The sequence below is a fragment of the Aeromonas salmonicida genome, assembly GCF_028355655.1.
GTDB lineage: Bacteria > Pseudomonadota > Gammaproteobacteria > Enterobacterales > Aeromonadaceae > Aeromonas > Aeromonas salmonicida.
Window position 1 is genome coordinate 4,690,487 of sequence record NZ_CP110645.1, and the last position, 18,264, is coordinate 4,708,750.

The 18,264-nt window shown below is 58.9% G+C and carries 17 protein-coding genes; 5 read left to right on the top strand and 12 right to left on the bottom strand.

Annotated elements, in window-relative coordinates:
* Positions 1-18 precede the first annotated feature (18 nt).
* Genes ONZ54_RS21850 through phnE form a run of 3 tightly spaced genes read left to right on the top strand, consistent with a single transcriptional unit; the run spans position 19 to position 3,157 of the window.
* Positions 19-864: a putative selenate ABC transporter substrate-binding protein gene (locus ONZ54_RS21850; RefSeq protein WP_271787150.1), complete on the top strand. Its 846-nt coding sequence runs from the start codon at positions 19-21 to the stop codon at positions 862-864.
* Positions 861-1,622: a phosphonate ABC transporter ATP-binding protein gene (locus ONZ54_RS21855; RefSeq protein ID WP_271787151.1), complete on the top strand. Its 762-nt coding sequence runs from the start codon at positions 861-863 to the stop codon at positions 1,620-1,622. Before ONZ54_RS21850 ends, ONZ54_RS21855 begins: the two co-directional genes overlap by 4 nt.
* Entirely contained in the window at positions 1,622-3,157 is a 1,536-nt protein-coding gene (gene phnE / locus ONZ54_RS21860) for a phosphonate ABC transporter, permease protein PhnE (protein WP_271788318.1), read from the top strand. The genes ONZ54_RS21855 and phnE overlap by 1 nt, the downstream gene beginning before the upstream one ends.
* A gap of 104 nt (positions 3,158-3,261) precedes the next feature.
* Here the strand turns inward: phnE and ONZ54_RS21865 are convergent, their stop codons facing one another.
* The 9 genes from ONZ54_RS21865 to rph form a co-directional block, all read right to left on the bottom strand.
* On the bottom strand, positions 3,262-3,870 hold the full coding sequence (locus ONZ54_RS21865; RefSeq protein ID WP_005318191.1) for a thiol:disulfide interchange protein DsbA/DsbL: 609 nt from the start codon (positions 3,868-3,870) through the stop codon (positions 3,262-3,264).
* Between the two features lie 377 nt (positions 3,871-4,247).
* Entirely contained in the window at positions 4,248-5,237 is a 990-nt protein-coding gene (locus tag ONZ54_RS21870; protein ID WP_059113820.1) for a serine/threonine protein kinase, read from the bottom strand.
* Between the two features lie 84 nt (positions 5,238-5,321).
* On the bottom strand, positions 5,322-6,773 hold the full coding sequence (gene ccoG, locus ONZ54_RS21875; protein ID WP_271787152.1) for a cytochrome c oxidase accessory protein CcoG: 1,452 nt from the start codon (positions 6,771-6,773) through the stop codon (positions 5,322-5,324).
* Positions 6,774-6,969: 196 nt separating this feature from the next.
* Positions 6,970-7,233, bottom strand: coding sequence for a YihD family protein (locus tag ONZ54_RS21880; protein WP_005318183.1), 264 nt, complete (start codon positions 7,231-7,233; stop codon positions 6,970-6,972).
* Positions 7,234-7,263: 30 nt separating this feature from the next.
* Positions 7,264-8,418 carry a GGDEF domain-containing protein gene (locus tag ONZ54_RS21885; RefSeq protein ID WP_170321051.1) on the bottom strand — a complete coding sequence of 385 codons (1,155 nt, stop codon included), beginning with the start codon at positions 8,416-8,418 and terminating at the stop codon, positions 7,264-7,266.
* A gap of 84 nt (positions 8,419-8,502) precedes the next feature.
* Positions 8,503-8,892 carry a Cu(I)-responsive transcriptional regulator gene (cueR, locus tag ONZ54_RS21890; RefSeq protein WP_005318178.1) on the bottom strand — a complete coding sequence of 130 codons (390 nt, stop codon included), beginning with the start codon at positions 8,890-8,892 and terminating at the stop codon, positions 8,503-8,505.
* On the bottom strand, positions 8,893-11,322 hold the full coding sequence (locus tag ONZ54_RS21895; protein ID WP_271787153.1) for a heavy metal translocating P-type ATPase: 2,430 nt from the start codon (positions 11,320-11,322) through the stop codon (positions 8,893-8,895).
* Between the two features lie 191 nt (positions 11,323-11,513).
* Positions 11,514-12,167 (bottom strand): orotate phosphoribosyltransferase, encoded by a 654-nt coding sequence (gene pyrE / locus ONZ54_RS21900; RefSeq protein WP_058395167.1) that lies wholly within the window; start codon positions 12,165-12,167, stop codon positions 11,514-11,516.
* A 76-nt stretch (positions 12,168-12,243) separates the two neighbouring features.
* A complete protein-coding gene (rph, locus tag ONZ54_RS21905; RefSeq protein WP_042870411.1) occupies positions 12,244-12,960 on the bottom strand; it encodes a ribonuclease PH in 717 nt (238 codons plus the stop codon).
* Between the two features lie 290 nt (positions 12,961-13,250).
* Here rph and ONZ54_RS21910 point away from each other — a divergent pair, with 290 nt between their 5' ends.
* Positions 13,251-14,114 (top strand): YicC/YloC family endoribonuclease, encoded by an 864-nt coding sequence (locus ONZ54_RS21910; RefSeq protein WP_042870412.1) that lies wholly within the window; start codon positions 13,251-13,253, stop codon positions 14,112-14,114.
* Positions 14,115-14,281: 167 nt separating this feature from the next.
* The gene (locus ONZ54_RS21915) at positions 14,282-15,346 is read left to right on the top strand and encodes a glycosyltransferase family 9 protein (protein WP_271787154.1); all 1,065 of its coding nucleotides are present in this window, start codon (positions 14,282-14,284) and stop codon (positions 15,344-15,346) included.
* Here the strand turns inward: ONZ54_RS21915 and ONZ54_RS21920 are convergent.
* Genes ONZ54_RS21920 through ONZ54_RS21930 form a run of 3 tightly spaced genes read right to left on the bottom strand, consistent with a single transcriptional unit; the run spans position 15,321 to position 18,261 of the window.
* A complete protein-coding gene (locus tag ONZ54_RS21920) occupies positions 15,321-16,373 on the bottom strand; it encodes a glycosyltransferase family 9 protein (RefSeq protein WP_271787155.1) in 1,053 nt (350 codons plus the stop codon). The genes ONZ54_RS21915 and ONZ54_RS21920 overlap by 26 nt on opposite strands.
* Entirely contained in the window at positions 16,370-17,053 is a 684-nt protein-coding gene (locus ONZ54_RS21925; RefSeq protein ID WP_271787156.1) for a glycosyltransferase family 25 protein, read from the bottom strand. Before ONZ54_RS21925 ends, ONZ54_RS21920 begins: the two co-directional genes overlap by 4 nt.
* Positions 17,050-18,261 carry an O-antigen ligase family protein gene (locus ONZ54_RS21930; protein ID WP_271787157.1) on the bottom strand — a complete coding sequence of 404 codons (1,212 nt, stop codon included), beginning with the start codon at positions 18,259-18,261 and terminating at the stop codon, positions 17,050-17,052. The genes ONZ54_RS21925 and ONZ54_RS21930 overlap by 4 nt, the downstream gene beginning before the upstream one ends.
* Positions 18,262-18,264 lie beyond the last annotated feature (3 nt).

Consider the following 18,264-nt stretch of genomic DNA (forward strand, 5'->3'; position numbering starts at 1 on the left):
GACCACAAGGAACCGCCCATGACCTCTAAATGGATATTTGCCCTCACCACCCTGCTGGCCAGCTTAGGCGCCACTGCCGCCGAGCCGCTGCGGGTATCCGCCATCCCGGACGAAGCCCCCACCGAGTTGCAGCGCAAGTTCGCCCCGCTGGGAGACTATCTGGCCGAGAAGACGGGGCGCGAGGTGGTGTTCGTACCGGTCAACGATTACGCCGCCGTGGTCGAGGCGCTGGCCGCCGGCAAGCTCGACATGGCCTGGCTCGGGGGTTTCACTTATGTGCAGGCCCATCGTCGGGCCGACAAGGTAGTGCCGTTGGTCCAGCGCCAGGAGGATGCCCAGTTCACCTCCAAATTCATCGCCAATGCCGACAGCGGCATCAAGACCCTGGCCGACACCAGGGGCAAGGACTTCGCCTTCGGCTCCCCCTCCTCCACCTCGGGTCACCTGATGCCGCGCCACTTCCTGGCCGAGCAGGGCATCAATCCGGAACGTGACTTCGCCCATGTCGCCTTCTCCGGCGCTCACGACGCCACCGTTGCCTGGGTCGCCTCCGGCAAGGTGCCGGCCGGTGCGCTCAACGCCTCCGTGTGGGACAAGCTGGTGGAAGAGGGCAAGGTCGATACCGCCAAGGTGAAGGTGATCTGGACCACGCCGACCTACTTTGATTACAACTGGACAGTGCGTGGCGACCTGGATCCGGCGCTGCAGGAGAAAATCAAGCTGGCCTTCCTCAGCCTGGATCCTGCCGTCCCGGCCCAGGCCGAGATCCTCAAGCTGCAACGGGCCAGCCGTTTCATCGAAACCAAGCCCGAGAACTACCTGGGCATAGAAGCGGCCGCGACCCAGGCCGGTCTGCTGAAGTGATCGCCGTTGCACTGGACGGGGCAGGGCTGCGGCTCGGCGAGAGTCGTATCCTGCATCCGCTTCGCCTGCAGATCGAGGCGGGGGAGTGTGTCGCCATCATAGGACCGAGCGGCGCGGGCAAGACCAGCCTGCTGCGGCTGATCGGCACCGAGCTGCGCGGTGAACTGGCACTCTCCCTGTGGGGGGCAGATCCCTGGGCCCTCTCCACCCGGGCCCGCCAGCGGCTGCGCAGCCGGATCGGCATGGTCTGGCAGCAGCCTCCGCTGCCCGCCGCCCAGCCTGTGGTGACTGCCGTGCTGGCTGGCAGACTCGGCCAGTGGTCCCTCGTTCGCGCCCTGCTCTCGCTGCTGCGCCCCTGCGATCCGGACGGTGCGCGGGCCGAACTGGCCCGCCTCGGCCTCGCCGACAAGTGGCAGCAGCGCTGCGGCGAGCTCTCCGGTGGCCAGTTGCAGCGGGTCGGCATAGCCCGGGTGCTCTATCAGCAGCCGGACCTGATGCTGGCCGATGAACCCGTCTCCGCCCTCGATCCCGTACTCGCCCAAAGCAGCCTGGATGCCCTGCTGGCGCAAGCCCGCACGCGCGGCAGCACCCTGATCGCCAGCCTGCACGCGGTCGAACTGGCCCTCGAGCGCTTCCCCCGCATCATAGGCCTGCGCGAGGGACGGGTGCAGTTCGACTGCCCCGCCGCCGCCGTCACCCCGGCCATGCTGGGCGCCCTCTACGCCGGTGACCAGGAGGCACTGCCGTGCGTCGGCTGATGAGCCGCTGGCACCATCCCCTGCCCTGGCTGCTGGCCCTGGTCGGCTACAGCCTGTGGCAGCAGGCCGACGGCTGGCTGGGCCTGCTCGATGGCCAGAGCTGGCGGCAGATGGGCAATTTTCTCGCCACCAGCTGGCCACCCCGCCTGGATCAGGACTTTCTGGCCCTGACCCTGACCGCTACCCTGGAGAGTCTGGCCGTGGCAACTCTGGGGCTGGCCGGTGCCCTGCTGCTCGGCATTCCGTTCGCCTTGCTCGGCTCCCGCGCCCTGTCGCTGGCTGAGCTGGGGCCTATCCCCAGCCCGCTGCGCGGCGCCTTGCGCTCTTTCAGCCGGCTCATCGCCATTCTGCTGCGCAGCCTGCCCGAGCTCATCTGGGCGCTGCTGTTCGTGCGCCTTTCCGGGCTCGGGCCCCTGGCTGCCATCCTGGCCATCGCCGTCAGCTACGGTGGCATGCTGGCCAAGGTCTACAACGAGATCATGGAGAGCGGCGCCCTGCAACCGGCCCGTGCTCTGCTGCTCGGCGGCAGCGGCCGCCTGCAGGCGCTCTGGTACGGCGTGCTGCCCGCGGTGCGCCAGGAGCTGCTCTCCTACACCGTCTATCGCTGGGAGTGTGCCCTGCGCGCCTCCGTCATCATGGGTTTCGTCGGTGCCGGCGGGCTCGGCCAGCAGCTCGAACTCTCGTTGCGCATGTTTGCTGGTGGTGAGGTAGTGACCCTGCTGCTGGCCTTCATCCTGCTGGTGACCCTGGCCGACGGCCTCAGCGCCTGGCTGCGCCACACCCGTTCCCCCGGTCTGCAACTGCTTGCCTGCCTGGGGCTGGCCAGCGCCATGGCACTCCACCAGCTCGACTGGCGCATGCTGAGTTTTTCCTTCGGCGGGCTGGGCCGGTTCATCGGCGAGTTTCTGCAACCGGACTGGTCGGGGCCTTTTCTGCGAACAGTCAGCTTTGGCCTGCTCGATACGGTGCAGATGGCATTGCTGAGTACCCTGTTGAGCGCCCTGCTGGCACTGCCGCTGGCCTGTCTCGCCCGCCACTGCTGGCCACTGAGGCTGCTGTTCAACCTGCTGCGATCCGTGCCGGAGCTCATCTTCGCCAGCCTACTGGTGATCGCGGTCGGGCTGGGGCCGGTGGCGGGCATACTGGCACTCACCCTGCACACCACAGGCGTGCTGGCCAGGCTGTTCGTGGAGACGCTGGAGAACGCGGATCAGGCCCCTCGCCTCGCCCTGCAATTGAGCGGCGCCGGCCCCGTTGCCAGCTTCTGGTACGGTCTGTTTCCACTGGTGTCACGCCAGTGGCTGGCCTACAGCCTCTATCGCGGCGAGATGAACCTGAGGGCCGCCACCATACTCGGGGTGGTGGGCGCAGGCGGGCTGGGGCAGCAGCTCTATGTGTCGCTCAGCCTGTTCCGTTACGATCAGGCGTCCACCCTGATCCTGGCCATCTTGCTGCTGGTCTGGCTGGCGGAGGGGATCAGCCGCCGCTCCCGTTTACCGCGCCCAGCCCCCTCCCAGCGGGACTGCCAGATCTGAATCGGGAGCAAGCAGCCAGCGTCGAGCTGGCCAGGCTCCAATCCCGATAAACAAAAAGCCCGCCGGTTTGCACCGGCGGGCTTTTTTCATGGGTTACTGCGGGATCAGTCTTTCTTGGCCAGCAGGAAATTCACCAACTGGCTGAACTGTTCCTGAGAAGTAATGGATTCGATCTTAACCATGTACTTGCCGTTGACCAGGAAGGCCGGCACACCGCGAATGTTGTAGCTCTCGGTGTTGCGATCAAACTGGGACACCATGCCGGATACGGCGAAGCTGTCGACGGCACCGTCGAACTCTTCAGCCGGCACGCCGTTATCCAGGAAGATCTGCTTCACATCCGCGCGGCTCTGCGGATACTGGCGTTGGGTATGGATCTTGTTGAAGATAGCCGGGGTCAGCTTGGCTTCAACATTCAGCAGGCTGGCCAGGGCATAGGCGCGCTGCATTTCCGGACCCATCTCGCGGCCCAGGAAGGCCACCGGGTTCTTCTTGAGGGGAACGCCTTCTGGCATCCCCGCTTTCAACTGTTCAACGATCGGCTCGAAGGTCGCGCAGTGCGGGCAGTAGTAGGAGAAAAACTCCACCACTTCCGGCTGGGCACTGCCTGTCTGTTTGACCACGTCATAGTTAACGCCTTCCTTGAATTCGGGGGCGGCGTGAACCATGGGGATCATCAGCATGGCAGCGAGGAAAAATAGTACTTTTTTCATGACGTTTCCTGTTAAGGGATCACTGTGAGGCACGCCCGGCGAACCGAAGCAGTGCCAAGCCTATTGCGTCACCACTCAGACGTCAATGGCAAAGGGCCACACCAGCAGGCGCTACGGCAGAGCGCGTCATCGACAGACAATCGCTGTGGGCTGATGCCGACGCGCCCTCGTTCACCACCCCGGCATCAGGGTCAAAGGTGGTGCCTTGAGCACGGCCAGTTGATCGTGCGGCAGGTATCGCGATCTGCGGGCCCCCATCAGCACTCCTGATATGTCACCACCCCGGCGTCAGGGTCAAAGGTGGTGCCTTGAGCGCGGCTAGTTGATCATGCGGCAGGTATCGCGATCTGCGGGCACCCATCAGCACTCCTGATATGTCACCACCCTGGCGTCAGGGTCAACGGCGGAGCCTTGAGCGCGGCCAGTTGATCATGCAGGGTCGCAATCTGCTGACGCCAGTAGTGGTCGGTATTGAACCAGGGGAAATGACGGGGAAACGCAGGGTCGTCCCAGCGCCGTGCCAGCCAGGCCATATAGTGAACGATGCGCATGGCCCGCAGCGGCTCAATCAAGGCCAGTTCGCGCGGGTCGAACTCCATGAACTCCTCATAGCCGGCCAGCAGGGTGTCGAGCTGGATTAACTGCTCGTGGCGCTCGCCGCTCAGCATCATCCAGAGATCCTGGATGGCGGGGCCGGTGCGGCAGTCGTCGAGATCGACAAACATGGGGCCATCACGCCATAGAATATTACCCGGATGACAGTCACCGTGCAGGGAGATCTGTGCCACATCCAGAGTCATGGCATCGCAGACGTGCTTGATCAGCTCGTCGAGTACACCGAAGAATTGCTTGGCCAGCCCGCTCGGCAGCCATTCACCGGATGCCAGCAGCTCACGCGGTTCGTGCAGCATGCTCTCCACATCCAGTCGGACGCGGTGATGGAAGGATCGGCTGGCACCGATCTGGTGAATCCGGCCAAGGTAACGTCCCACCCACTCCAGCTGATCCAGGTTGTCCACCTCGAACTGGCGGCCACCCACGCTCTGCCAGATGGCAAAGGGGTAGCCCTGATGCTCCAGCAAGGTTTCGCCCGCGAAGGAGAGCGGCGCAGCGACCGGGATCTCCGCCTCATTGAGTCGGGCGGCAAAGTCGTGCTCTTCCAGGATCTGGGCGCGACTCCAGCGACCGGGACGGTAGAACTTCACCACATAGCGGCGGCGCTCCTCGTCCTGAAACTGATAGACCCGGTTTTCGTAACTGTTGAGCTCGATGAGGCCGGAGTCGAGTCGCAGACCGCTGAGATCCAGCGCATCCATGATGAGGTCGGGAGTAAGGTCGGAATAGTTGAAACGCATGTCATCCACCATTAAAAAGGGGCGCCGTTGCGCCCCATTCTATCACCACTAAGCTCAATGGCGTTCCAAACCAATCAGTTGCACCAACTATTCCCATTACAGTCGGCTGATAAACTTGCTGGCCTGACGCAGTGTGCCCTTGCTGTCATCGGCTGCCGCCCCATCCCGTTTCAGCACGAACCGTATATCCAGGGTCGGCTTCTTCAGGTTGAAGGGATCGACCGCCACGCTCACCGGCAGGGTGTAGATCTCGCCCGCCTTCAGGGTCACTTCGCGGGGGCCGAACCACTCGTGCTCCGGCAGCCCTTCCACATCCAGCTGATAGGTCTGGGCATGCAGTGTCTTGTTGAGGATCTTGAGGGTATAGGTGTTCTCGATGAGCCCCTCGCTGTTCTCGCGGAACAGCTGGTTGCGATCCCGCAGTATGTCGAGCCCCATGGGCATGATGGACATGGCGTTGTAGACGAACACCCCCAGCATGATGACCATCACCAGGCCATAACCGAGCAGCTTGGGCCGCGCCACATGGGTGCTGTTATGGGCCAGCTTGTGCTCTGTGGTGTAGCTGATCAGCCCTCTCGGATAGCCCATCCGATCCATGGTCTGGTCGCAGGCGTCGACGCAGGCACCGCAGTTGATGCACTCGTACTGCAGGCCGTCGCGGATGTCGATGCCGGTCGGGCAGACCTGAACGCAGAGGTCGCAATCGATGCAATCCCCCAACCCCAGCGCCTTGGGATCCGCTTTGCGGCTACGGGCCCCCCGGGTCTCACCACGCTTGGTGTCGTAGCCGACGATGAAGGTGTCCTTGTCGAACATGGCTGACTGGAAGCGGGCATAGGGGCACATGTGGATACACATGATGGCACGCATCCAGCCGGCATTGCCGTAGGTACAGGCCGTGAAAAACAGTACCCAGAAGATGACCCAGCCACTAGCCTGCAGGGTAAAGAAGTCGGGCACCAGCTCGGTCACATCCTGGAAATAGGCGACGAAAGTGAGACCGGTACCGAGGGATAGCAGGATCCAGGCCAGATGCTTGGCCCCCTTGCGGGCCAGCTTCTCGCCACTCCAGGGGGCGGCATCCAGCTTGCGCCGCTTGTTGGCGGCCCCTTCCAGCTTCTCTTCAAACCAGATGAACATGAAGGTCCAGACTGTCTGCGGGCAGAGATAGCCGCACCAGACCCGGCCGAGGAAGGTGGTCACGAAGAAGAGGGCAAAGGCGGCGATCATGAAGATCCAGGCCAGCAGGGTCAGATCCTGCGGCCAGATGGTGGCACCAAAAATGTGGAACTGCTGATGGCCAACATCGAACAGCACGGCCTGACGACCGTCATAGCGCAACCAGGGCAAGGCAACGAAGAGCACCACGAAGAACCAGCCCATGACCTTGCGCATCCGCTGCCAATAGCCGGTCTGTGCCCTCACGTAAATGCGGTTGCCTGGATTGAACCTGTCATCGCTGGCTTTGAACGTGTTCGGGTTGAAAGTCCCGGTGACGCCCTTGTCAGTCACATCCTTGATATCGATTTTTTCATGATCGGCCATTGCAAGACACAGCTCCCTTATTTGTTATGGAGCGGATTATATCTTAAACAGCCTGCTAATTGTGTGGGTAAGATGTATCTAATGTTCGAGTCGTGTCGCAATTTTCAGCAACAAAAAAGGCATATCGCCGGTTGACGATACACCTCTCGTTGAGATTCTCTTGAAACTACTCAGCCCGGTTTGTACCGAGCCGGGATCACTTGATGCCGCGAGCCTTGAGCAGGGCTTCCTTGAAATCGGGAACATGATCCTTGGCCAGACCCGGGATCATCGCCTGCTTGTCGGATTCCCGCATCTTGAGGTGGTAGATCAGCATGTCGTCGGTCAGGTCGGACAAGGCGCCGTCATAGCCAGCTTCCGCCGCCAGTTTGGCAACAAACTGCACCAGGCTGAGATCCTGTTCCTTGATCCAGGCAGGCTGCAACAACTCCAGCAGCTCTTCGATACGATGACATTGCATAGACAACCTCTTTAATCTGTCATGTGAAACTCAGGCAACCTTACCCATCAAGGCTACTTCGATACGATCCCGCCCATTATGCTTGGCCTGATAGAGGGCCGCATCCGCTTTTTGGATAAGCTCCGCGATGGAGCCGCTCTGATCCGGCACCAGAGTGGCGACCCCGAAGCTGCAACTGACCCGGCCAGAGACCAGGGATTTCTGGTGGGGGATACCCAGATCCTTGAGGGCCATTCGCACGTTTTCGGCTATCTGCAGCGCACCTTGCATACTGGTACAGGGCAGCAACAGAGCAAACTCTTCCCCGCCGTAACGAGCGGCGAGATCATCCTCCCGCCGTTGTACCTCGGCCAGCAGCGCCGCCACCCGTTGCAGACACTCGTCACCCTGCTGATGACCGTAGAGATCATTGAATTGCTTGAAATAATCCACATCCACCAGCACCAGCGACAGGGGCGCCCGGGCGCGGTGACAGCGACGCCAGGCCCGCTCGAGGCAATAGTCCAGGTGGGCACGATTGGCGATGCCGGTCAAACCATCCAGCCGGGAAGTGAGTTTGAGGTGTTCGGAGACCAGCTTCAGCTCGGCCACCAGATCGGCGTTGGAGAAGCGGTGGTAGAGGGAGGCGACCTGATCCCGCCGCAGACGACGCAGCAGGGTCGGCAAGAAGACAAACAGATAGCCTGCCAGCATGCAGGAGACAATCCGTTCCTGCTCGTTGCCGGCCCCCAGCTCGAACAGCATGGCAAGCCCGAGTGGCAAGACGGCGCCATAGAGGGAGCGGCGGCTGCCAAACAGCATGATGGCACTGCCGGTGAGGATCAGGCTGGAGAGCATCATCATGGCGGCACGATAGGTGTCGGGCAGCTTGTCCATGTAGAGCAGCACACCGAGCGCCCAGATGATGGAGGTAATGGTGACCCCGATGAACAGCTCGCGTTCCAGCACTGGCAAGGGGGTCTGCGTCAGACTGGACTGACGCCAGCGCAGGTGCCAGCCACGACACAGCAGCAGCAGGCAGACCAGTGCCAACCAGCCGAGCGCCTCGCCGGCGGGCAGGTAATCGTGGAACAGCAGGCTCCAGCCGAGTGCCAGCAGGCCCAGGCAAGGCAGGCTGAATGAGGAGTGAGTATAAAGCTGGGCCATGATGGCCTGCTTCACCTGACGTGTCACACTCTGAGTCAACTGCATGCTCCCTGTACAAGAGCCGCACAGTCTACCACTCCCCCTTCCGGGCCAACAATAAAACGTCTGTTATTAAGCGGTTAGTCAACCGCGTTCCAGCTCGTCCAGGATAGGACACTCAGGATTTTCGTCCCCGTGGCAGCAACAGACCAGCCCTTCGAGGGAGGTCAGCATGGCCTGCAAGCCTGCGATGCGGCTGCGCAGATCGACTATTTTCTCCTGCGCCAGCTTCTTCACCTGAGCGCTGGTTCTGTGCTCGTTCCGATAGAGCGCCAACAGCTCCTGGCACTCCTCCAGATTGAAGCCTGTCTCCCGCGCACGCTTGACGAAGCGCAGCTCCCGCAACGCACCCTCCGTGTAGCTGCGATAACCGTTATCGCTGCGTACAGGGGCTGAAATGAGGCCGATACTCTCGTAGTAGCGAATCGTCTTGGCGGTCAGCCCCGTGGCCTTGGCAACCTTGCTGATATTCATTTATGTCTCCTTACCAATCTGGATGAGTGCTGGTGTGTGAGCAGCCTTGGGCTGCCAGCGTTTCAGTAACAGGGAATTGCTCAAAACGGTAATGCTGCTCAGGGCCATGGCCGCCCCCGCCAGCTCGGGGCTGAGATAACCCAGCGCCGCCAGCGGAATGCCGATGATATTGAATACGAAGGCCCAGAACAGGTTCTGCTGTATGGTGCGCCAGGTGGCCGCCGAGATGTCGATGGCATCGGCCACCAAGCGAGGGTCAGATCGCATGAGAGTGATGGAGGCAGTCTCCATTGCCACATCGGAGCCGGATCCCATGGCGATCCCCACATCTGCCGCCGCCAACGCAGGGGCGTCGTTCACCCCGTCCCCCACCATGGCCACCAGCCCCTGGGTGCGGGCGCGCAGCGCCTCCACTTTTTCCACCTTGCCCGCAGGCAGCACAGAGTCAAAGGCTCCGTCCAGCCCCAGCTTGGCGGCGATATGGGCCACGGGTGCCGGCGCATCGCCGCTCACCAGCCAACTGGCGATACCACGCTGACGCAAGATGGAAATGGCTTCCGGGCTCTCTGGCCTCAAGGTATCGGCCAGGGCGGCGATGCCGACGGCCACGCCGTCGATGGCAACCCAGACCCGGGTCGCACCGTCAGCAGGCTCTTCATCCTGCAGCGACGGATCAATCCCGAGCTGAGCCAGCAACGATGAATTGCCGATAGCGACCGAGTGGCCTGCCACTTTGCCGAGGATGCCGGCACCGACCCGTACCTCGACCTCGTCGGGCTGAGGCAGTACCACCTCCTTGCCGATTGCCTCGCGCATCGCCAACGCCAGCGGATGCTCGCTCGCCTGCTGCAAGGCGGCCGCGAGCCGCAACTGCTCGTCATTGCCGCTCCAGCTCGCCAGCACGGGCCGCCCCTGAGTGAGGGTACCTGTCTTGTCGAAGATCAGCGCCTTGATGGCGTGCGCCTTCTGCAGGGTATCCACGTCTTTGATCAGAATGCCGTGACGGGCCGCCACCCCGGTGCCTGTCACTATGGCTGCCGGCGTCGCCAGCCCCAGCGCACAGGGACAGGCGATCACCAGCACGGCCACGGCAGCCAGCAGTGCCTGACCGAAGTCGTGGCCGTAGGCGTACCACACCAGCAGGGTGAACAGGGCGATGGCCATCACCACAGGCACGAACACGGCGGACACCTTGTCCACCAGCTGTTGCAGCGGCGCCTTGCCCATCTGGGCGCTCTCCACCAGGGCGATGATCTTGCTGAGGCTGGAATCCTCCCCCACGGTCGTGGCTTCGATCTCCAGCACGCCGGAGCGGTTGATGGCGCCGCCCAGCACGCCCTCCCCGATACCCCGCGGCACCGGCAGGCTCTCGCCGGTGAGAATGGATTCATCGAGTTCACTCTCGCCGCTCACTATCTTGCCATCCACCGGCACCCGCTCGCCCACCAGCACCCGCAACCGATCGCCGCGCAGCACTTCATCTATGGCCAGGCTCTGCCAGCGCTCGCCACGCCAGACGGTGGCGGTTTCCGGCCGCAGCGCCATCAGCTCGCGAATGGCGGACTGGGTGCTGCGGCGGGCGCAGGCCTCCAGCAGTTTGCCCAACGAAATGAGCGTGATGATGATGGCGCTCGCTTCGAAATAGAGCTTGCCGCTGGCGGCCATCCCCAACGTCAGCAGCAGGTAGAGGCTGTAGAAGTAGGCGGCACTGGTGCCGGTCGCCACCAGCACATCCATATTGGCCGCGCGGTTCTTGAGGGCATGCCAGGCACCGCGATAGAAGCGGGCCCCGATCCAGAACTGCACCGGGGTGGCGAGCAGCAGCTCCAGCCAGGCGGGCAGATGCCAGGGCAGCAAGCCCGCCATGGCGATCATGCCCACCAGCAGCGGCAGGGTGAGCAGGGCCGACATAACAACCTGGATCAGCGCCTTGTGTGTGGCGGCGGCTTCCTGAGCCTCCCGCGCCTGCAACTGCTGGCGGCGACCGCTGGCAGAGCCCTGCGCCAACTGGGCTCCAAAGCCGAGCGCCTCTATACGTTCGCGCAACGAGGCCGGCGTCTGCATACCCGGCACCAGCTCGATGCGGGCCTGCTCGATGGAGAAATTGACCTCAGCCGAAATAACCCCAGGCAATGCCGCCAACATCTTGTTGAGACGTGCGGAGCAGCCGGCACAGGTCATGCCGCGGATCTGGAAGGAGAGGGTCTCGTGGCCGTAGCCATAACCCTGCCCGGTAATGCTGTCGAGTACTTCGGGCAAGCGGGCCGGGTCACCTAGCTCGATGGCCGCCTGCTCCAGCGCGAAGTTGACGGTGGCCGTTACTCCCTCAAGCTGATTAAGGGCAGTACTGATGCGGCTGGCGCAATTGGCGCAGCTCATGCCGCTGAGCGGCAGTTTCAGATGAATGGGGTCTTGAATCTGGGTGGTCATGGTGTTCCTCCTCGGAACCAATCGGCCAAACTGGCTGCCGACCGACAAACCCTAACCTTTACTGTAAGGGCAAGCTCAAGCCACGACACGCACTTTTTAAACATAAAAAAACGGCGCCCGCCCCCTGTCGGATTACCCGGGCAAGAGGCGAGCGCAGATGCATGGCTTGTTAGCGCTAGAACAGCGGGCGATTAGATGCCGTACTGGGCGCGATAAGCCTGCATGGCTGCCAGTTGTACCGCCAGCTCCGGCTGCTCTGCCTGTTTCTCTTCCAGATAGGCGATGAGATCCCCCATCTGGATGATGGCGATGATGTGGGCGCCGTAGTCACGCTCCACCTCCTGAATGGCGGAGAGCTCACCCTTGCCCTTCTCCTGACGATCCAGCGCGATCAGTACGCCAGCCAGGGAGGCACCGTTGGCCTGGATCAGATCCATGGATTCGCGGATGGCGGTCCCGGCGGTGATGACGTCATCCACCAGCATGATGCGCCCCTTGAGCGGGCTGCCCACCAGATTGCCGCCCTCGCCGTGATCCTTGGCCTCCTTGCGGTTGAAGCACCAGGGCACATCCACATCGTGTTGCTCCACCAGCTGCACGGCGGTGGCGGAGGCGATGGGGATCCCCTTGTAGGCCGGGCCAAACAGCACATCGAATTCGATGCCGGCATCCATCAGGGCGGCGGCATAGAAGCGGCCGAGGCGGGCCAGATCGCGGCCGCTGTTGAACAAACCGGCGTTGAAGAAGTAGGGGCTTTTACGACCGGATTTCAGGGTAAATTCACCGAATTTGAGGACCTGTTTCTCCAGGGCGAACTCGATAAATTGACGCTGGTAGGCTTTCATTCTGGCTCCTTGCTTGGCTTGTCGTTTACTTGTGTGGGGGGTATAAAAAAACGCGGCCAATGCCGCGTTTTTAAAATCAGGAGAGTGACTGCTTCTGCAGCGCAATGATCTCTTCAATGCCGCCCTTGGCGAGCCCCAGCATCGCCAGCAGCTCCTCATGGGTGAAGGGTTCGGCCTCCGCGGTGCCCTGCACCTCTATGATGCGACCATCTTCGGTCATCACCACGTTCATGTCGGTCTCGGCGGCGGAGTCTTCGATGTACTCCAGATCGCAGATGGCTTCACCCTGATACATGCCGACGGAGACGGCGGCGATCATCTGCTTGAGCGGGCTCTGCTTGAGCATGCCTTTCTCGACCATCCAGTTCAGCGCATCCACCAGCGCCACGCAGGCACCAGTAATGGAGGCGGTGCGGGTGCCGCCATCGGCTTGCAGCACATCACAGTCAACGGTGATGGAGTGCTCGCCCAGCGCAGTCAGGTCTACCGCCGCACGCAGGGAGCGGGCGATCAGACGGGAGATCTCCAGAGTACGGCCACTCTGCTTGCCGGCGGCCGCTTCGCGGTTCATCCGGGAGTGAGTGGAGCGCGGCAGCATGCCGTATTCGGCAGTGACCCAACCCTGACCCTTCCCTTTCAGGAAGCGCGGTACGCTGGTGTCGACGCTGGCGGTGCACAGCACGCGAGTGTTACCGAACTCCACCAGCACTGAGCCTTCTGCATGTTTGGTGAAATTGCGGGTAATGGTAACCGGGCGAAGTTGCGCGGCACTGCGATCGCTTGGACGTGACATGGAACGGACCTCTGGGCTGGCTCAAATTGGCGAAGGAGTATAAGTGATCCAGCCCCAAATATCAGCCGCTAAGAAGCCGTTCATGATCGGTCAAGATCAGTCATCTCAAAGGTGAGGAACCACGCAGAAACCGGCGCCTATCACCCTCGTTCATGAGCCAAGGCAGCACCGGGCCCGGCTCAACACTGTCCCACAAAAGCCGGAACGGGTTCTAAAGCCACGGCTATGGCTGACGGGACAAGTCTGGCTGAGTATACTGGCCGCACACTTCATCAAGCCCGGAACAATCAATGATTCACAGCATGACCGCCTACGCCCGCAAGGAATTCAAGGGCGACTGGGGCACAGCCGTTTGGGAAATTCGTTCGGTCAACCAGCGCTATCTGGAAACCTATATCCGTCTGCCGGAGCAACTGCGCAGCCTGGAGCCGGTGCTGCGTGAGCGTTTCCGTGCCAAGCTGCAACGCGGCAAGGTGGAGTGCAACCTGCGTTTCGAAGCCGCTCAGGCGGCCGCCAGCCAGCTGCACATCAATGAAGAGCTGGCTAAGCTGATCATCGACAGCGCCAACTGGGTAATGAAAGAGGCAGGCCAGGGCCAGCTCAACCCAGTCGACGTGCTGCGCTGGCCGGGTGTCATGGCCGCCGCCGAGCAGGACATGGACGCGGTTGCCACCGAGCTACTCGGCGGGTTTGACCAGACCATGGAAGACTTCATCGCCTCCCGCGCCAGTGAAGGGGCCAACCTCAAGAACTTGATCCAGCAGCGTCTGGATGGCATTCAGGTGGAAGTGAAGAAGGTGCGCATACACCTGCCGCAGATCATCGAGTGGCAGCGCCAGAAGCTCACCGATCGCCTGACCGAGGCCAAGGTGGAACTGGATCCGGCTCGTATCGAGCAGGAAATCGTGCTGCTGGCCCAGAAGATCGACGTGGCCGAAGAGCTGGATCGACTGGAGATGCACATCAGCGAAACCATCAAGATCATGAAGAAGGGTGGCGCCTGTGGTCGCCGTCTGGACTTCATGATGCAGGAGTTCAACCGCGAGTCGAACACGCTGGGCTCCAAGTCCATCAACGCCGAGGTGACCCAGTCCGCCGTCGAGTTGAAGGTGCTCATCGAGCAGATGCGTGAGCAGATCCAGAACATCGAGTAATGAATGCGAGAAGCCCGTCAACGACGGGCTTCTACTCCATGCCTGCACCACACCGCCATTGGCTTGAGCCAGATCGGATTTTCATTCCTGACCGACAGCATCTGACTCGCTTGTGCGGTATGCTGTCACGCTGATGCTCAACAACGACCTCTATTGAGGCCTGCCTTATGAAATACCTTGTAGTACAAACCAAACAGATAGGGGATGTGCTGATCTCCACCGCGCTGTGCAACAACCTCAAGCAGAACGATCCAACCGGGGAAGTTCACTATCTGGTCATGGATTATTGCGCGGGTATGGCGCAGGGCAATCCCAATATCGATCGACTCTTCATCATCGAGAAAGCCAGGCGCAACGACTGGCGCTACATGAAAGACCTGCTGCTGGACATCCGCCGCGAACACTATGACGTGGTAGTCAACAGCCAGGGCCAGATGATAGGCCTGCTGACCTGCCTCTTCTCCGGCGCCAGGTTGCGGATAGGATTTGACTCCTTCCCCTGGCGGCTCGGCCACAACCGCATAGTGCGCTTTCGCAAAGACACCGAATTCCAGGGCAACAGTACCCTGATCGACGACCGCTTCTCGCTGCTCAAACCGCTCAAACTGGCCAAAGAAGATCGCAATTACCATCTCTGGCTGAGTGAGGAAGAAAAACAGCAGGGACGGGAAACCTTGCAGGCGGCCGGCGTCGATCCCGCGCGACCCTTGATCGCCATGGGCGTCAACTCGTTGGGGCACTACAAGCGCTGGCCCATCGACTGCTTCGCCCAGGTTGCCCAGTGGCTCATCGAACAGCACAACGCCCAGATCCTGATCTACTGCGGGCCGGGAGAAGAGGAGTACAACCGCGGCCTCAAGCCACTGCTGCCTGCCGCTTTGCAGGGCAGCGTCTTCGACCACATCAAGACCCGCTCGGTACGAGAGCTGGTGGGGCTGTTTGCCCACTGCCGACTGTTTGTCGGCAACGACACGGGCCCCCGCCACATGGCCCAGGCCATAGACCTGCCCCTGCTGACCATAGTGGCCCCGGGCGGCGACAAGATCATCGCCAACCCGGTCAACCACCCCCGTTATCAAGCCATCGATATCTTCGATGCCAAGGGGGCAGAAACTGACCAGCTATCAGCACTGAATAAAAATGGCACGAATGAACAACTCTATCGCCTCATTACTCCCGAGATGGTGACGGAAAGACTGAGTACACTTATTGCTCAATTGAAAGCAACATAGAAAGCGCATCAGATATTGCATGACTTTCTACATTGTTCATATCCGCATTGATGCCGGGAGAGTGGCTAAATATCACCTTGGTTAAGGGTGAGGGACTTGGTAGCCATTGATTGAACTCATTCCCATGTAGTGGGTAAATAGCGATCAGTGGTTTTTTGAGGCCGGCTGCGATATGAACGATGGCAGTATCGACCGAAATGACCACGTTGGCTGCCCGAATGCAATAAATTGCATCCTCAATTGTATTCACCCCTTCCAGTAGCGCCACATTGTTTGCACCACAACCATTTATCATTTTCTGTGCATCCTCACGAGTGGCCGGTGAGGAAAGTAGAGCAAAATGACGAGTGGGGAAACACTGACCCAAAACAGTCAGCAATTCCGTTACCTTTCCTTGTGACATGGACTTGTAACGCGTGCTACCAAAAGGATTGATGACAATACTATTGTCGCAGCCAGATATAACCTTGTCTCTAGCAACATCGGGAATGATATATGTAGTATCTACATCCATTAACCCTAACATGTTCAATATATATGTATATTTCTCTTGAAATAGCATGCCCTTGGTAATATCAGAGAGCTTTATATTTACCCGTGCGACATTATCATCCAGCGATGCGATATTGGTTGGCGATAACTTATACAAAAAGTATAAGTCTTTCATCTTCATCCCTTCGGTGAGATGTATTGCCAGATCCACATGAGGAATTGACAAGGCTATATCGCAAAGAGTTTTGTAACTTGGCCTTTTAGTTACTTCTATCACATGGTCAACACCAAACTCCTCTCGATACAGAGGTGCCAAGGCAGGGGAGGTAATAACAGTAATGATTTTATTAGGCAGCTTTTTCAACTCTCGAAAGAAAAATGATGAGGCAAATGAATCGCCTATCTTGGCATCCCAACGAATAACTAAAATATGACTTATGTCTCCTTGCAGGCCAAGAGGGGTTTTCTTATCAAAAAAAATAATTCCCAAGGCTCGACGAACCCGGTCGCGTAATAGCTGCAGATATCCAATCACGATTCGACCTCTCGGTTAGCCAGATGAGGACCATAGTTGCGATCATCGATCGTTGTCTCAAACAATCCTACATCCATGCAGCTTGGCTCAACTCCGGATGCAGTCAGTCCATTCAATTGCAACCGCCCGGTCAGATAATCAGATGGCATTCTGATTGGATATGCCTTGCTTAATAATTTTTTAGCACCAGACAATGTCAATATATAACCAGCAGTAGAGATTATTCCACGTTTAGAGCTACGACTTGGGGTGCGATATCTTGCAAGACGATATCCCTCGGGCAAAGGCTTCATCCATGGCCAACATTTAGCTTTGCCATGATACAAGAAAATAATCTCAGAATGACTCTTTGCAATGGCGCTCTCCATAATCGCGTTGAAGTGCATATGGAGATATATATCATCCTCCAGCACCACACAACGCTCTATATTTCTTTCCACCATCATCTCATACAACCTGATATGACTCATGGCACAGCCTACTTCGCCCATGCTGAGATCGTGACCACACGTCTCACGGGCAAGGGGAAAGTCAACATGCTGCAACTCAGCATCACTCAACGCTTTACCATCGACTGCATCGAAAAATGTAAATTCAAGGCCAAGATGCTTCATCTGTTTAATAAGCATTGCTCGCCGATCTTGACTTCGAGAAAGACTAATGACAAATATCGGAATCATAATGCGCTCTCATTTACTTTTATTTCAGATGAATGCCAAACAAATATCATACTCAAGACATATAGATATAGTATGTCTTGATGTTCAAATGGTACGTCGCTGAATGCACTGATGGCAAAGGAAAGTGGAATCAGAACACATGCTGCATCTCCACCCATTTTTTTCATGGACAACCATAGAGGTATGAAAAGGAATGCTACCAGCACGACAAAGCCTATCCCACCTCGAATAACCAGGTTCTGCATATATTGGCTGTGAGCATGTGCCAAGGCAGCATTCAGAGCCAATGGAGGAACCAATCCTCGCGCGACCTGCTCTTGTTTCAATGCATCAAAACCATTAGTACCCACTCCGGTAACAGGTGCATCCAGAAACCCAAGCCAAGCACTCTGCCATGCAACGACCCTCAACCCCCACGAAGAGTTATACGATCCTTTTTCAGCCAAATTAAGATCAGAAACCGCATCTGCGACCCTGAGTTGTACCAATTGATTGGTATGGTAAGTAATACCCATGGATGCGATGCACAATATTGCTATGGCAATATATTTCCATGGTTTGAATAACGCCTTGTAGCAAATGACATAACCAACGATACCACCAAGGGCCAACCAGACCCCCCGACTCTGGGACAGATAGAGAGCAAACAGGGCCGCCACCAACGCGACCAAGGCACCATACCTTATCCAGCGCAACAGTTGCCTCTGCTGGAACACAAACCAGTTCAATATCGCCAGTGTCAATGCCGCCTGTGAAAAGAGAATGGCATTGGTAAATCCTTCAACTCTGACAATACCACTCTGATATTGCCAGAGGCTCATAATACCCAAGCCAATACCCCCAGTGACAATCGCAGCATAGCCCAATGTCAACAGAACTGGCTTGCGTGGTATCATCAACGCAAACACGACAACGTAGAATAAACCACGCATTACACCATATTGATCACCATGGATCAGCCGGTTTACAAAAATCATGACTGCATAGGCTGCCAATACCCAGAGAATACGCCGGTCCTCAAGCCCGACGTCTCGCTTTTTACCAACAAAGTAATTTAGCAGACCAAATACGGATGCCACGACGAGTAGATTGGAAAGAATTGTCTGGCCGGCTGGTACCAAAAAAAGGCCGCAAAAGGAAAACATAATCACCAGCGCAAACAAGGCTGTCGTAGCTTTGTCGAGCAGTTCGAGGCTTCTAATGGACATCAA

Excerpts from the sequence above, each read along its gene's own strand:
- ONZ54_RS21925 (WP_271787156.1), bottom strand. The coding sequence starts at position 17,053 with ATGATTCCGATATTTGTCATTAGTCTTTCTCGAAGTCAAGATCGGCGA.
- ccoG (WP_271787152.1), bottom strand. The coding sequence starts at position 6,773 with ATGGCCGATCATGAAAAAATCGATATCAAGGATGTGACTGACAAGGGC.
- ONZ54_RS21895 (WP_271787153.1), bottom strand. The coding sequence starts at position 11,322 with ATGACCACCCAGATTCAAGACCCCATTCATCTGAAACTGCCGCTCAGC.
- ONZ54_RS21930 (WP_271787157.1), bottom strand. The coding sequence starts at position 18,261 with ATGTCCATTAGAAGCCTCGAACTGCTCGACAAAGCTACGACAGCCTTG.
- ONZ54_RS21850 (WP_271787150.1), top strand. The coding sequence starts at position 19 with ATGACCTCTAAATGGATATTTGCCCTCACCACCCTGCTGGCCAGCTTA.
- pyrE (WP_058395167.1), bottom strand. The coding sequence starts at position 12,167 with ATGAAAGCCTACCAGCGTCAATTTATCGAGTTCGCCCTGGAGAAACAG.
- cueR (WP_005318178.1), bottom strand. The coding sequence starts at position 8,892 with ATGAATATCAGCAAGGTTGCCAAGGCCACGGGGCTGACCGCCAAGACG.
- ONZ54_RS21915 (WP_271787154.1), top strand. The coding sequence starts at position 14,282 with ATGAAATACCTTGTAGTACAAACCAAACAGATAGGGGATGTGCTGATC.
- ONZ54_RS21870 (WP_059113820.1), bottom strand. The coding sequence starts at position 5,237 with ATGGTGGATGACATGCGTTTCAACTATTCCGACCTTACTCCCGACCTC.
- ONZ54_RS21910 (WP_042870412.1), top strand. The coding sequence starts at position 13,251 with ATGATTCACAGCATGACCGCCTACGCCCGCAAGGAATTCAAGGGCGAC.
- rph (WP_042870411.1), bottom strand. The coding sequence starts at position 12,960 with ATGTCACGTCCAAGCGATCGCAGTGCCGCGCAACTTCGCCCGGTTACC.
- ONZ54_RS21880 (WP_005318183.1), bottom strand. The coding sequence starts at position 7,233 with ATGCAATGTCATCGTATCGAAGAGCTGCTGGAGTTGTTGCAGCCTGCC.
- phnE (WP_271788318.1), top strand. The coding sequence starts at position 1,622 with ATGAGCCGCTGGCACCATCCCCTGCCCTGGCTGCTGGCCCTGGTCGGC.
- ONZ54_RS21865 (WP_005318191.1), bottom strand. The coding sequence starts at position 3,870 with ATGAAAAAAGTACTATTTTTCCTCGCTGCCATGCTGATGATCCCCATG.